This window comes from Phyllobacterium sp. A18/5-2, assembly GCF_025452215.1.
Classification (GTDB): Bacteria; Pseudomonadota; Alphaproteobacteria; order Rhizobiales; family Rhizobiaceae; genus Phyllobacterium; species Phyllobacterium sophorae.
On the sequence record NZ_CP104967.1, the window covers coordinates 1,269,310 to 1,284,016 of the forward strand.

Annotated in this window: 12 protein-coding genes and 1 pseudogene; 5 read left to right on the plus strand and 8 right to left on the minus strand. The window is 57.2% G+C overall.

Translation table 11 applies throughout. The features are described from left to right. Positions 1 to 135 precede the first annotated feature (135 nt). On the minus strand, positions 136 to 1,194 hold the full coding sequence (locus N8E89_RS24815) for a LacI family DNA-binding transcriptional regulator (RefSeq protein ID WP_262262464.1): 1,059 nt from the start codon (positions 1,192 to 1,194) through the stop codon (positions 136 to 138). A 225-nt stretch (positions 1,195 to 1,419) separates the two neighbouring features. Here N8E89_RS24815 and N8E89_RS24820 point away from each other — a divergent pair, with 225 nt between their 5' ends. The 5 genes from N8E89_RS24820 to N8E89_RS24840 all read left to right on the plus strand — a co-directional run bounded on the left by N8E89_RS24820 (position 1,420) and on the right by N8E89_RS24840 (position 6,841). Further along, complete coding sequence (locus N8E89_RS24820) at positions 1,420 to 2,406, plus strand: autoinducer 2 ABC transporter substrate-binding protein (protein ID WP_262262465.1); 987 nt, start codon at positions 1,420 to 1,422, stop codon at positions 2,404 to 2,406. Positions 2,407 to 2,496: 90 nt separating this feature from the next. Further along, a complete protein-coding gene (locus N8E89_RS24825; RefSeq protein ID WP_262263322.1) occupies positions 2,497 to 3,996 on the plus strand; it encodes a sugar ABC transporter ATP-binding protein in 1,500 nt (499 codons plus the stop codon). Next, positions 3,989 to 4,990, plus strand: a complete 1,002-nt coding sequence (locus N8E89_RS24830; protein WP_262262466.1) for an ABC transporter permease — start codon at positions 3,989 to 3,991, stop codon at positions 4,988 to 4,990. Before N8E89_RS24825 ends, N8E89_RS24830 begins: the two co-directional genes overlap by 8 nt. Next, positions 4,987 to 5,982, plus strand: a complete 996-nt coding sequence (locus N8E89_RS24835; protein WP_262262467.1) for an ABC transporter permease — start codon at positions 4,987 to 4,989, stop codon at positions 5,980 to 5,982. Before N8E89_RS24830 ends, N8E89_RS24835 begins: the two co-directional genes overlap by 4 nt. Positions 5,983 to 5,986: 4 nt before the next feature. Next, on the plus strand, positions 5,987 to 6,841 hold the full coding sequence (locus tag N8E89_RS24840; RefSeq protein WP_262262468.1) for a sugar phosphate isomerase/epimerase family protein: 855 nt from the start codon (positions 5,987 to 5,989) through the stop codon (positions 6,839 to 6,841). A 35-nt stretch (positions 6,842 to 6,876) separates the two neighbouring features. Here the strand turns inward: N8E89_RS24840 and xylB are convergent. From xylB to N8E89_RS24875, 7 genes and pseudogenes are all read right to left on the minus strand, one after another. Then, positions 6,877 to 8,356, minus strand: a pseudogene (xylB, locus tag N8E89_RS24845) (xylulokinase). Beyond that, complete coding sequence (locus N8E89_RS24850; RefSeq protein ID WP_262262469.1) at positions 8,356 to 9,441, minus strand: ABC transporter ATP-binding protein; 1,086 nt, start codon at positions 9,439 to 9,441, stop codon at positions 8,356 to 8,358. The pseudogene xylB and the gene N8E89_RS24850 overlap by 1 nt, the downstream one beginning before the upstream one ends. A gap of 1 nt (position 9,442) precedes the next feature. Next, positions 9,443 to 11,050, minus strand: a complete 1,608-nt coding sequence (locus N8E89_RS24855) for an FGGY-family carbohydrate kinase (protein WP_262262470.1) — start codon at positions 11,048 to 11,050, stop codon at positions 9,443 to 9,445. 37 nt (positions 11,051 to 11,087) lie between these two features. Further along, positions 11,088 to 12,059: a sugar-binding transcriptional regulator gene (locus tag N8E89_RS24860; protein WP_262262471.1), complete on the minus strand. Its 972-nt coding sequence runs from the start codon at positions 12,057 to 12,059 to the stop codon at positions 11,088 to 11,090. Between the two features lie 8 nt (positions 12,060 to 12,067). Next, positions 12,068 to 12,985 carry a sugar phosphate isomerase/epimerase family protein gene (locus N8E89_RS24865; RefSeq protein ID WP_262262472.1) on the minus strand — a complete coding sequence of 306 codons (918 nt, stop codon included), beginning with the start codon at positions 12,983 to 12,985 and terminating at the stop codon, positions 12,068 to 12,070. Then, on the minus strand, positions 12,982 to 13,794 hold the full coding sequence (locus tag N8E89_RS24870; RefSeq protein ID WP_112760562.1) for a carbohydrate ABC transporter permease: 813 nt from the start codon (positions 13,792 to 13,794) through the stop codon (positions 12,982 to 12,984). Before N8E89_RS24870 ends, N8E89_RS24865 begins: the two co-directional genes overlap by 4 nt. Further along, the gene (locus tag N8E89_RS24875; protein WP_262262473.1) at positions 13,791 to 14,693 is read right to left on the minus strand and encodes a carbohydrate ABC transporter permease; all 903 of its coding nucleotides are present in this window, start codon (positions 14,691 to 14,693) and stop codon (positions 13,791 to 13,793) included. The genes N8E89_RS24870 and N8E89_RS24875 overlap by 4 nt, the downstream gene beginning before the upstream one ends. Between the last annotated feature and the right edge of the window lie 14 nt (positions 14,694 to 14,707).

Below are 14,707 nucleotides of genomic sequence, written 5' to 3' on the forward strand. Positions count from 1 at the left end.
CGAAGCGACTTCTATGAGAGGCCGCAACGACGTTGCGGCTCGCAGGGCACATTTAATCCTTCCGCAGCCCTACCCTCGCCGCGACCTCCGGGTCCCCAAACGGCCATGCCGTCATGGCCGCGGCGTTGCGCACACCTATTCGATGTCCTTTATGGCATCGAGAGGGCCCTTCAGTGCAGTGCGTGGCGGCACAAGGTGCGGCTCAATGAGGTAGGTGCGCACCGCCGGGCGATTCTCCGACAGGATCTGAAACGCTTTTGTGATCATCGCGTCAGCATCCTGGCGGATCATGATAACGGGGAACGGCAGGAATGACCCGAAAGGATCATAATCGTAGCAGCCGACAACGATATCCGCGAACGCCTCGTCTGGATGCTGTGACATGAACCGCAGCAGCCCCTCGAAATTGATCGACGAGTTTATGAAGAGCCCTCGCGGCAGTTTTCCCTCGCGCTCGTAAAACCGTTCGAACGCCGTTTGCGCCGTGTTGGGCGAATAGCCCGTGGGTTCGATACATTTGTCAGCGTCGCCCTGCATGCGTTCGCGCTTGATGGCGCGAAAGCCGCGGATGCGTTCACGGCTGGCATGGTCGTCACGCCCGCCGAACAGATAGAGTTCATCGGCTTTCAGCTGCATGTCTTGGCTGAAATGACAAATTATCGCCTCCGTCAGCATACGCGCGCCTTGATAATTGTCGCTGATTACAGAGGGAGCCAAAGTGCCAGGCAGGTCGATATTCACATGCCTTAGTCCTGATGCGGCGCAAAGGGCATGAACACCGTCCGGATCAGTGGCGCCGGCCACAATGAGCTCGTCGACGGAATAGGCAATGAGCGTTTCGACAGTATGGCGCTCCTCTTGCGGATCGCGGCAGGCACTGACGACGATTGGGCATTGCCCTCGGCTGCGCACGTGCGCTTCGAAGGTTTGTGCCATGGATGAAAAATAGCGGTTGTCATGAACCGGCAGCAGCAGTCCGACCAAACCGGAGCGGGAACTGCGCAGGCCTCGCGCCTGAAGATTGGCGGTATATTGATGCTGCTGCGCCAGATCGCGAATAAGGTTGGCCGTACTTTCCTTGATACGCCGCTTGCGCCACGTGCCGTTGAGCACCGCGCTGACCGTCGAGGGTGAGCTACCGGAAAGCACGGACAGGTCGTAGATCGTCGCCTTTTTCTTTGGTTGATGTTCCATCCCACTCTCCTGGCGTCTTCTAGTGCCAAAGACCGCTTGACGAACAATTAAAACTGACTGATATTTATTGCACCATCGATTGTGCAAATATGCAACAACAATGGTGCAAGAGCATACCGCGAGGAGGCGGTGACCAGGCAACTGGAACGTCCGGGCCATTTTAGCTGTCTGCTGTTTGGTTGGATGATAAGCTCCCGCAAGGAGCAATGTGGAGGAGGAATTCAAATGAAAAAGCTTTTGATCGCTGCATTTGCGGCAGCGCTGTCCTTGGCGGCCACGTTTACGGCAACTGCAGCCGATGGCAAGGTTGGTATCGTTGTCAAGATTGGCGGTATTCCATGGTTCAATGCCATGGACGCCGGCATCAAGGAGCAAGGCAAGAAAATCGGCGTTGACGCTTTCATGGTCGGTCCAACAAGTGCCGATCCTGCACTTCAGGTTCGCGCCATTGAGGACTTAATTGCGCAAGGCGTGAAGGTCATAGGCGTCGTTCCGAACGATGCGAAAGTGCTTGAGCCGGTGCTCAGCAAGGCAAAAGAAAAAGGCATCATTGTCATTACCCATGAGTCGCCGAGCCAGAAGGGCGCCGACTGGGATTTCGAGCTTGCATCTTCCACCGGGTTCGGGGAAGCACATGCGAAGCTTCTGGCCGAAAAGATGGGCGGAAAAGGCGAATATGCGGTTTTCGTTGGATCGCTGACCGTGCCACTTCACAATGCATGGGCTGACGCGGCCAACGAATATATCAAGAAGAACTATCCGGAGATGAAGCTGGTCGGTGAACGCTACGGTGTTGCCGAAGATGTTGACAAGAGCCGTTCCACTGCCCTCGACCTTATTTCGGCTCATCCGGACCTTAAGGGTTTCCTTGCCTTCGGCAGCCAGGGTCCGATCGGCGCAGGACGCGCTGTGGAGGAACGCCGCAAGATCGGCGAAATATTCGTGCTTGGCCCCTTTTCGCCTGGTCAGGGACAAAAGCTTATCAAGTCGGATGCAATCTCTGGCGGCTTTATGTGGAATCCGAAGCAGGCGGGCGAGGTCTTCGTCACACTTGCCGACAAGCTCATGAAGGGCGAAAAACTTAAAGACGGCGATAACATCGAGGGGCTTGGTGTAATCCACCCTGATTTCGAAAACCACAATATCATCGTCGACCAGTTGGTGCCCATCAATAAGGAAACCGTCGGCGACTTGGCCAAAATGGGCCTCTGATCCTTTGCGGATTTTTCTGCTGCCGGCGGTCATGGCCGTCCGGCAGTCTCGACTTTCGGTTTTGACGGGCAGAACACAATGGCTGAGATTATGAGCACTGGCGGCGTTAAACCGCTGTTGTCGTTGCACAATATCAATATGACCTTCGGCGGGATCAAGGCGCTCAAGGATGTGAGCTTCGAGGTGCTGCCGGGCGAGATTCATTGCCTGGCCGGCGAAAACGGCTCCGGCAAAAGCACGCTCATCAAAATCATAACCGGCGTCTATCGTCCTGAAGCCGGTGCTGTCATCGAGTACGACGGACAGACATATACGCATATGTCTCCCGTCACCGCTCAGGCCGGTGGAATTCAGGTGATCTGGCAGGATCTGGCACTGTTTCCCGAGATGACGGTGGCCGAGAACATCGCCTTTCACACTGTAATCGGACGCTGGCCACGACTGGTAAACTACCGGCATATGCGACGAACCGCATTAAAGGCGCTCCAACGCCTTGGCGTTGCGCTTGATGTCGACCTCCCATTGAAAGACTATTCCATTGCGCAGCGGCAGATCGTGGCAATCGCCCGTGCTCTTGTGGGCGAGGCCAAGCTCGTATTCATGGATGAACCTACAGCCTCGCTGACACAGTCGGAAACCGATCACCTGATCGACATCGTGCGTTCCCTTTCAGTCTCCGGCGTCGCGGTGGTTTTCGTCAGCCACCGCCTGGCCGAAGTACTGGAAATCTCCAACCGTATCACCGTGCTGCGTGACGGCGCGCTTGTCGGCGTCTATCCGGTGGAAGGTATGACACAGTCGCGCATTACCGAGCTAATGACTGGGAAGACATTCGACCAGCAGGTTCGTGCAAAGCCGGTTGGTGATGAACCCATCGTTCTGGAGGTCAAAGGCCTGTCGCGTCCGGGGCAGTTTGAAGATATATCGTTCGCCGTCCGGCGCGGCGAGACCCTCGGCATAACCGGGCTCTTGGGCGCCGGCAGAACGGAACTTGCTTTATCGATCTTCGGCATGCTGAAACCCCGCTCCGGTCGTGTCTGGCTGAACGGAAGGCCGGTGCGTTTTTCCTCGAACCGCAAGGCAATCGAGGCGGGGGTTGCGTATCTTTCGGAAGACCGCCTGTCGCTTGGTCTCATTCAGCCGCAGTCGATTGCCGACAATTTGGCGATCGCCTCGCTCGACCGTATCAAATCCGGCGGTCTGCTGTCCGATGAACGCAAAAGAAGATTGGTCGGCCGTTGGATTGCTGATCTGGGAGTCAAGATCGGCCGGCAAAGCGATGCGGTTTCAACCTTGTCGGGCGGCAATCAGCAGCGCATTGCCATTGCCAAATGGCTGGCCACTGATCCGAAACTTCTTATTCTCGATGCGCCGACGGTTGGCGTTGATGTTGGCGCACGTGCAGGTATTTTTGAAATTGTCGCCAAGCTTGCCGAAAGTGGCCTGGCTATCATCCTGATTTCGGACGAAGTCCCGGAAGTTTATTTCAACGCCGACCGGGTGCTCCATATGGCGCAGGGCAAGATGGCCGGATGGTTCGATCCGCGCACATGCTCCCTTGGGCAAATCGAGGCTGCCGTCTATGCGTAAGCTCGTTCGATCCCACGCCACCGAGTCCGCGCTGCTCGCCGTCATTGCGGCGATGTGCGTTTTCCTTTCCCTTGCGACGAACAATTTCTTTTCCCTGGGAAATGCATTCGATCTGCTCAATACAAGCTCCGTCAACATCATCTTCGCTGTCGGGCTGCTGGTCGTCCTTATTGCGGGGGGTATCGATATCTCGTTCGCTGTCGCTGCGTCCGTCGTCCAGTACGGGGCGGCCCTGATCCTTGGCTGGATCGGCGGCGGCGGATGGATAAGCGGGCTGCTGATCGCCGGCGGCCTCGGGATCCTGCTTGGCGCATTCAACGCTTTTCTGATCCACCGGTTTCGCATTATTTCCATCGTCGCGACCATTGCCACCTTCAACATCTATTTCGGCCTGCTGATGTTCTTCACGCAGGGCGTTTCAATCTACGACCTGCCGGATTGGCTGACGGACAGGGTCATACTCTTCGAACAGGAGATGGCTGACGGTACGTGGGCGGAAATAACATTGCCAGTGCTGGTCATGGCAGTCTGTGTCTTTGCGACCTGGCTGCTTATTACGCGTACGACAACCGGGCGGCAGCTTTATGCCTTTGGCGACAATCCCGAAGGCGCGCGCCGCTTTGGTATCAATATCGGCGCGATGCAATTTATCGCCTTCGGCTGGCTCGGCATGATGGCAGGCATCGGCGGCCTGATCCAAGCGCATTATGCGCAAGAGGTCGTGCCCAATGCGCTTTATGGGCGCGAACTCGACGTGCTTGCCGCCGTCGTTCTTGGCGGCGCAAGACTTGGCGGCGGCAAGGGTTCTGTTCTGGGCTGTGTGCTCGGCGTGCTGCTGATTGCCATCACCCAAAACGGGTTGAATCTGTTGGGCGTTTCGCCATTTGCATTCAAGATGATCATCGGCGCCATCATCCTGGCAGCTATTACGCTCTCCAATACCAGTTTGGAAAAACTCCTGCCATTCATGCGCCAGCGGGGAGCGCGCCAATGAACAGTGTTGCAACGCGGATCAAGGATCTGTTGGGACCGGAGATCGCTGGACCGGGCTTTGCGTTTTTGGCTGTGATGCTGTTCTTCGGCTTTGCCTCGCCGCAATTCCTCAGTGAAGCAACATTTGGCTCAGTGGCGTTCCAACTCCCGGAACTTGGCCTGCTCACGCTGGCAATGCTTTTGCCCGTACTGACGGGCGGCCTCAATCTGGCGATCACTTTTACCGCAAACATCGCCGGACTGACAGTCGCCTGGGTGCTTCAGGCCAATGGCGGTGTGGACGCGGGCACTGCAATGTTCGCTCTTGGCTGTGTTCTTGCGATTGCCGTTGGGGCAGCCACGGGCGTCGTGATGGGCCTCGTGATTGCCTATACGCGTGCTCATCCGATCTTGGTCTCGCTGTCGATGATGATCTTTGTGCGCGGTCTTGGCGAGTTCCTGACCCGTGGTGGGGATGTTTCGGGGTTCCCGGCCTTCTTGCAACCGATCGGTCACGGCAGCATTCTGGGCTTTCCAATACCGCTTTTGATCTTTATCGCCTGCGTCCTCGTCTGGCACGTGCTTTTGACGCGCATGAAGCTTGGCTTCAACACCTATATGATCGGTTCCAATATTGAGGCAGCGCGTTATTCCGGCGTCAACACGCGTAAGGTGATCGTGCTGGTCTATACGCTGTCCGGAGCCATGTGCGCGGTTGCCGGCATCATTATGCTGGCGCGCTTCAATTCCGTGCGCGTCGGGCACGGCGAGTCCTATCTGCTGATCACCGTGCTCGCCTGTTTCCTTGGCGGCGTCAATCCGTTCGGCGGCTTTGGCCGCGTTATTCCAGTGTTCGTCGCCCTGGTCGTTCTTCAGCTTCTTTCATCGGGGCTGAACCTCATGGGGGCCAATCAGCATCTGGCAACCGCGGTCTGGGGCATACTTCTGATCGCGGTCATGATCCTGCGTTGGGTCGCCGCTCAGCTCATGATTCTCAATCGCAGAAAAGGGTAAGACAATGTCGGTTCAAGGATTTGGCGTCCATACCAGCATGTGGACAATGAACTGGGATCGCGCTGGGGCCGAAAAGGCCATTGCGGCAGCGGTCAAATACAAAATGGATTTCATCGAGATTGCCCTTCTCAATGCGCCGGCAGTCGACGCGGCACATACGCGTGCCCTTCTCGACAAGCACCAGCTGCGTGCCGTCTGTTCACTCGGCCTGCCCGAACCGGCATGGGCATCGGTTCGCCCCGATGCGGCGATCGAACATCTGAAAGTCGCGATCGACAAGACCGCCGAGATGGGAGCAGAAGCACTTTCCGGCGTCATCTTCGGTGGTATTGGCGAACGCACGGGTGTGCCGCCAACACAAGGCGAATACGACAATATCGCCCGTGTGCTGACGGCGGCAGCCAAACATGCCAAGACCCTTGGCATCGAGCTTGGAGTTGAGGCGGTCAACCGTTATGAAAACCATCTCATCAACACGGGCCGGCAGGCGGTGCAGATGATTGAGCGCGTCGGTGCCAGCAACATCTTTGTCCACCTTGATACCTACCACATGAACATCGAGGAGAAAGGCGCGGCCAACGGTATTCTCGATGCACGCGACTACCTGAAGTATATCCATCTTTCAGAAAGCGATCGAGGAACGCCAGGTTATGGCAACTGTCCGTGGAACGAAATCTACGCGGCGCTCGCGGCCATTGGCTTTAAAGGAGGGCTGGCGATGGAAAGTTTCATCAACATGCCGCCTGAAGTCGCATACGGCCTTGCCGTGTGGCGTCCCGTCGCAAAGGACGAGGAAGAAGTGATGGGCAACGGCCTGCCCTTTTTGCGCAACAAGGCGAAACAATACGGCCTCATCTGATCGGTGCCATTGCGGCGCGTTCGCGCCGCAGTCCGTCAGGCAACAGGTGGAGCTGAATACAGCCGAAGATAGCGATCGCGCCGTTTAGTGAGAATTGAGCTTTTGGCCGGATCAGGTTCGAAACGGGCACGGATCGCGGGCTTGCGGCAGATGGCCCTGACTGACCCCGCACCGGCAGCCACCATTGCCAACCGGGCTGCTCCAAACGCTGCGCCGATCTCGGCCCCTTGCGGCAAATCGAGTGATAGTCCCAAGACATCAGCTAAAAGAGCATTCCAGTATGCGCTGCGCGATCCGCCACCGACCAACATGCACGAGCGCGGGGCTGCATTGGCTGCCTTGAGCACGTCGAGACCATCTGCCAGGGCAAAAGCCACGCCTTCAAGTACGCCGTAGGCGAGCGCCCCGGCATCGTGCTCGGCTCGTAAGCCATCGAATTTGGCGGTGGCGTTAGGATCGTTGTGCGGTGTGCGTTCCCCGGTAAGATAGGGCAAAAAAACCGGCGCGCCCTCGCGGCGTCCAGGATCGGACGCGAATGCATTTGCCTTGTCGATGAGACCGCCGATATCGTGTTCGTGGCCGGTGAGACTTCCAAGCCAGCTGAGTGCCGAGGCGGCTGACAGCGTCACCACCATACCATGCCAGCGGTTCGGGAGCGCATGGCAAAAGCCATGCAACGTCCGCTCTGGCAGCGAAACGAGCTGATCGGTAGAAACAAACAGGACGCCGGACGTTCCCAGCGACAAAAAGCCATCGCCCGGATCAACAGCACCTATGCCGACGGCCGAGGATGCATTGTCTCCGCCGCCGCCAGCAATCGGGATTTTCCGATCTGTCAGACCCCAGGAAGCCGCCACGTCGCTGGAGAGGTACGAAGAGATCTCTGATCCTTCAACAAGATCAGGCATTTGCGCGCGTTTCATCCCGCTTGCGTTTAAAAGCACCCCATCCCACGACCGGCGGCCGACATCGAGCCATAGTGTTCCGGCCAGAATCCGACATGTCCGACACATACGCACCCGACAGCCGGAAACGAAGGTAATCTTTTGGTAACAGGACTTTGGCGGTCGCGGCGAAGATTTCCGGCTCGTGCCGTGCCACCCATAGCAGCTTTGGTGCGGTGAACCCTGGCATGGCCGTATTCGATGCGCGCGTCAGAAAATCCGGGATGCGTGCAATGAGCTCGGCACACTCCCTGCCACAACGTCCATCATTCCAAAGGATCGCGGGGCGCAGGACAGTCCCATGCCGGTCCAATAAGGTCGCACTGTGCTGCTGGCCGGACAAGCCAATGCCCTCCAGCTGCAGGAAATCTTGCGCGGCAACCGTGCGCACCTGCGAAATGGCTTTGTGCGCGGCCTTCCACCACGCGTGCGGATCCTGTTCCGACCAAAGGGGTTGGGGCCGTACGACCTCTATCGGGGACGAACCCTCGGCAATTACATTTTGGTCCTGATCGAGCAGGACCGCCTTTACCGAAGAGGTTCCAACATCGATGCCAAGATAGCTGGCCATCAAATTCCGAGGCCCTGCTTGTCGAACAGATAGATGTGATCTGGAGCAATCCCGATTGGCAAATCCTCGTTCTTGCTGATGGTTGGTCGTCCGGGAACAACGATGGTCATCAGTGCGCCACCATCCGGCTGGGCATAGATCTGGCTCGCTCCGCCGAGATATTCGGCAAAATCCGCCTTAAGGGTCAGTACGGGCCTGGCCGTTCGCAGTTCAAGATGTTCGGGTCTCATCCCGACGCTCACCTCGTCGCCAATACGTACCTTGTGCGCTCGCTTGGTGGCCACCGTCAGCGTGCCGCCGGTGAATGCAGGACTTGAAACGGTCAACTGCCCGTCCGTCGCAGCCGTCACGCAAGCTGGAAGGAAATTCATCCTGGGCGAGCCGATAAAACCTGCAACGAACATATTGGCTGGACGATCATAAAGTTCGGTCGGTGTGCCCACCTGTTCAACCAGCCCTGCCCGCAGCACAACAATGCGATCCGCCAGTGTCATCGCCTCGATCTGGTCATGGGTGACATAGACCATCGTAACTCCAAGCGCGCGGTGGAGCTTTGCGATCTCGACGCGCATTTGTGTGCGCAGTTCCGCGTCGAGATTCGAAAGCGGCTCATCGAACAAAAAGAGCTTTGGATTGCGAACAATCGCCCGGCCAATCGCGACACGCTGGCGTTGTCCGCCGGAAAGCTGACGGGGCTTGCGCTGCAGCAACGCTTCGATTTGAAGGATCCGCGCGGCTTCCGCGACCCGCCGCTTGATTTCCCCCTCGCTGGTCTTCACCATACGAAGGCCAAAAGCGAGATTTTCAAAGACACTCATATGCGGATAAAGGGCGTAGGACTGGAACACCATGGCGACTTCACGGCGCGCGGGTTCCACATGGGTAACGACTTTCTCGTCAATAAGGACATCGCCGTCGCTGATTTCTTCCAGGCCTGCAATCATGCGTAAAAGCGTGGATTTCCCGCATCCCGAAGGGCCAACGAAAACGACGAACTCACCCTTTTCTGCAGAGAAGCTGACACCTTGAACTGCGGAATGCTCGCCGTAGCGCTTGACGACATTGTCGAGACGAAGAAATGGCATGCTAAAGGGCTCCGCTGTGTTTATGGGGCAAAAGGGCTTCAAGCGCCCGGCCGGCGACCTCCACCTCGTTCCTGACGTTGAACAGCTTCAAGTAGATGCGATAGGCGGCGTCATGAGCCAATTGCCAATCGGGATCGGGTTCCAATGTCGTTTGCCGAGGTGCCATGGCTTCAAGGGCCGTGAACAGATCGGGATAAAGCCCCGCTGCGAGCGAAGCCACCATGGCTGTTCCTAGCAGCACCGGTTCTTTGGCGTCACTGACAATGAGTTTCGCGCCGCTTGCATCACGGTAAAGTCTCACCAGGAGGGGATTATGCAGATGGCCGCCTGCCAGCGCCACGCTATCGATGGCATAGCGGCCGCGGGCATTGAGATGATCGATAATGTGCCGTGTCTGCAAGGCAAGGGCTCGCGCCGTGGCGTAATAGCTTTCAAGAAACGACCGCTCGCCTGTTTCCGTGCCAAGACCCGTGGCCAGCGCGCGAACCCGGCCATCGCCAAGTGGCGCCCGATTGCCAAGCCAATCTGGAATAATATGGCGCGTTGCGGCGAAACCCGATCCCTCTTCGTCCAGCAGTTTCAAAATCCGGTTGGCGGTTTGCCGGTGCAGCTCGCTGCTCGGCTCGCCGGGGCTTGCCGGATGATGCGCGAGCACCGCGTCAAGAGCTGTACCGGAAAGGCTTTGACCAGCCTCATGCATCCAGTAGCCAGGAAAAACGGCATCCTTGAACGGGCCCCACACCCCGGGAACAAACCGTTCATCGCGTGCAAACGGCATGTAACAGGTTGATGTACCACCGATCATGGGCAACAGATTGTTCATTCGGGCAAGGTAGTTGCGTCCCAGAACGCCGAGCGCCCCTGCCTCCGCGTCGATCAAGCCAATAGCAACCGGTACGCCGGCCAAGATGCCAAGTTCTGCGGCCGCTTTCTTGGACACCGTTGCGTGAACCTCGCCGACCTTGCCGGGCCTGTCGCTCAGATGGTCGAGCGTTGTCAGGTCGCCGATACCAAGATCATCGAGCAAATCCTGGCACCAGGGCTCCGGATCATTGGGAAGGTAGGGCCATTTGCAAGCCAGACCGCAAACCGAATGACGCCCGACGGAGGTTGCACGCCGGGCAAGCTCGTCACAAAGGTCGCGCACGCCTCGCACGCTTGCCCAGGCCTCGGGGCGATTTCGCTTGAGCCACAAAAGCTTCGGCAGGTTCGTTTCTGGCGAGAGCGATCCGCCGACGTGGCTGAGAAAACGGTGTCCCGTCGCATCGACTTCCGCTGCTTGCGCTTCGCCGCGATGATCCATCCAGCAGATTACATCACCGCCACCATCAAGGGGTGGCTCTCCTTGTGCATCAATATAGACCGATGACGTCGCATCGAACGCTATTCCCGCGATCGTCTTCGCGCCGCCTGGGATCTGGGCAATGCATTGTGCAACTGCCCTGCAAACGGCCGTCCAGATATCTTCCATACGGTAGATCGCATGATGCTCGGCCGGCGTGATCAACTCGAACGAAGCAGCCGCGGTTGCATGCAGTGTTCCTTCACCATCGAAGATCCCTGCTCGGGCTGACAGTGTTCCGACATCGATTGCCAGGAGATGGTTCATCGCGTGTGCACCTGTGCCTTGCTTGATGCTGCCGTTTTCATGGCGCCCTCAGGATCGCTTCTGCAACATCTTCATCCGTGACCAGACGATTGACGTAGCCAGCACGTAAAACAGCCCTGATAATGGGAGCCTTGTACATGGCGCCCGACGCCAGGATAGACGATGGAATGCGTTTCAAGTCTGATGGACTCATGGCCATGACCCGCTGGTTTAGCGGGTGATCGACCGGCTTACCGTTTTCATCAAGGAACACGCCAAGGATATCCCCAACTGCACCGGCGGCTTTCAACGTTGGCAAATTCTCCGTAACGATCTGCGTCTTGGCAAGCAGCGATTGATCGGAAAGGTCGCCGCACGCGATCAAGGCGACGGACGTGTTGCGGCCACGTTCCATCACCTCGGCCAAACCATAATGGGTAAGCAAGGTCGTCCTGCTTTCGCTGGAGGGACAGTAGATGGGAGCGGCAACATAATAGCATTCAGCACCCAGAATTCGCGCAAATTCCGTCGATACTTCAAAGGTGTTTGTCCCCGAGCCGCGTGTCAACCCACCCATGAGGGCCGCGACCCAGGCATTGCCGAGGCGCCGCGGCGTCAGGTGCCTTCGCGCTGCCGACAGCGTCTGGCCCCAGCCAATGCCAAATCCCTTGCCATCGACGAGGAGAGGATCCAGCATCGCCGCGGTGGCGCGGCCCAAGACCCTGTGCAAATCGCCCATATGCGGAACCGAAGGCACGACCGAACAATCGACAAGCCCGAAGCGTTCCTTCAATTTCTCCTCCAGAACCACGCAATGCGTGAGCGGCATTCTGATGTCGACACTGACCAGACCATCGTTTCGCGCCTGCACGACAATCTTGTTCACACGCAAACGCGTTATCGACAGCTTGTCGGCAATCTCCTGCTGGGTCAGGCCGCCAACATAATAATACCACGCCACACGCGCCCGGATTTGCTCGGTATCGGCTTGAGAATATGAAAGTGCTTCGTCGGCAATGGTTTCGTTCAAGGGAGTTCTCAGGCAAAGGCCGGTTTGAGGACAGATATCGTATGGGCGAGTGCTTTGAGAATCGATGCATCATCCCGCTCGAATGGATAGAACACTTCAAGGAAAACCGGCTGGTTCGCAAGGCCGGCTTCGCGTTGCAATCGAGCAGCCTCAGCCGGGTTGACGGCGCCTGTTTCGGTAAAGTCCCAGTGGCGATCATATTGAAAGTCAGTTTGTTGCACATGCACCATGCCGACGTGCGGCGCCAAGTCTTGAAGCCATTGCGCCATCCTCGCCCGGTACCGTCCGTAAAGCGGCTCGAATGTCGCGTGTCCCCAGTCAAGGCAGAATTTCCAAGGAACCGGCGTACCGGCCAGGTCCGCCGCCATGCGCTGCGCCTGGGAAATTGTCCATGGCCATTCGCGCCGCATCGGCGTTGGTTCGATGTAAAGTTCAACGATTCCAGATCGTTGTGCTGCTACAGAGAGCCTGTTCAATCGGGCAATCAGATCATCGTAGTCAGACGCAGGAATGCTATCCATCTCGACGCCATCCGTTCGTGACGCAATTGCGCCGAGCGGACCGCCGACGCGGTTAATCCCCGCCAGACCAGCAAAACGATAAGCCCGTGTCATCCATTCTTCCGCCACGTCGCGAACACGCGCATTGGGGTGGAGCAGCTGGTTGAACGTATAGTGAGCCAGACCGATGAAAGCGCTGTGGATCGCGATCGAATATTGATCAGCCGCAGCGCGGATGTCTCTTGCACAATCTTGAAGAACGTCGTCTGGCCACATGGGATCGACGAGGTCGAACGACAATTGCACAAGATCAAGGTCTAGCTGCTCGCGAACAATCGGCGCCCAGAGCTCCGGCGTTACCCATCGCTTGACGCAAAACGAAAGATTGATCCCAAGTTGCATGGAAGGCGGTTGCGATCCAGTCATTTGGTTGCGCCCATAGTGAGACCCCGAACCATGTGTTTGGAGACGAGCAAGGCAAATATCGTTACAGGCAACACGATGACCGTGCCCGTCGCCATGATCTTGCCCCAGGGCAACTCGTAGCCAGACATAAAGCTCGTTGCGATCACGGGCGCTGTCTGGACACTTCTGCGTGTTAGAACAAGGGCATAGAGCAGTTCATTCCATGAAAAGATGAAACTGAAGATCGCCGAGACGGCGATGCCGGGCAATCCGAGCGGAATATAGATCTTGCGGAAGATCGTAAACTGATTGGCGCCGTCAAGGCGTGCGGCCTGCTCCAGTTCGATTGGGATGGAACGGAATTGATCGGTACAAATCCACACCACGATCGGCAGATTGAATGTCAGATAAATCAGAACAAGCACAAGATGGGTATCGAGAAGATTCATTTGCAGTGCGAGCAGATAGACCGGAAGAGCCAAGACGATCGGGCTGATCATGCGATTGGAAATGAACCAGAACCAAAGGTCTGATTTACCGCGAAAATCGAAACGAGCCAAAGCATAGGCGGCCGGCGCGCCCAGAAGCACTGAAAGCGCCGTTGTCAGCGTCGCGATAATCAACGAGTTGACGATGGCACCGAACACTTTCTCATCGGCGAAAATGTCAGCATAGTTGGCGAGCGTGGGCGTAAATAACCAGACCGGCGGCGAGGCCAACAGATCGGTTTGATCCTTGAAGCTGGAGGAAACCATCCAGTAAAATGGAAACAGCGTAAAGCAAAGGACGACCACAAGGCCCAGGCCATGGAGCAGGCGGCGAAGCATCATTCGATCTCCTTGTAGATAAGCTTGATGTAGAGCCGGCTTAGGATGATTGTGACGATCAAAAGCAGAATGGCCTGAGCCGAGGCGGTGCCCATGTCGAAGATACGAAATCCCACACGTTGAATGTAAACGGAGACGAGGTCGGTGGCAGCACCCGGCCCGCCCCGCGTCATGACGAAGACCATATCAAAGAGCTTGAGGATATCGGCCGAACGCAGGATCAACATTGCCGTCAGCCCGGGCAACAGATAGGGCAGCTGCACGTACCGCAGTTGCGCCAGTTTGGAGGTTGTCTCCAGCCTGGCCGCTTCCTCGATCTCAACCGGTACCATGGACAAACCGGCGAGAAAGATAAGGGCGCAAAACGGCGTCCATTGCCAGATGTCCATTACCGCAATCGCAATGAAAGCGCCCGTCGTCGAGCCAAGCCAGTCAAGGCCGCCAATTCCGATCCAATCGAGAAACTGGTTGGCAACGCCAAAATCACGGTTAAAAACCAATCGCCCGATCAGACCGACGACCGCATAGGTCGTGGCGAGTGGAACGACCAGTGACACGCGCGCCAAGGCACGCAACAGACCTTGACCTGGTTGATGCAAGAGCAGTGCAATGCAAATGCCAAACAGGAGTTCAAAAGGCAGCACCGTCAAAAAGAACTGCGTTGTCAGGCCCAGGGATTGCCAGAAGGTCTGATCAGACAGCACGCTGATATAGTTGTCGAACCCGACGAAGGGAAATCCGTCGCGCGGACGGGTGATATTGTATCGCCTGAACGAGGTCACCAACGCCGAAATCGTCGGATAGATGCCGATGACCAGCAAGGCAAAGACGGCCGGTGCAAGAAACCAGAATGGCGTCCAACGTCCGTAGCCCGGATTGAGTTTGGTCCGTGTCTGCCCCACGAAGTCTCCTTCCT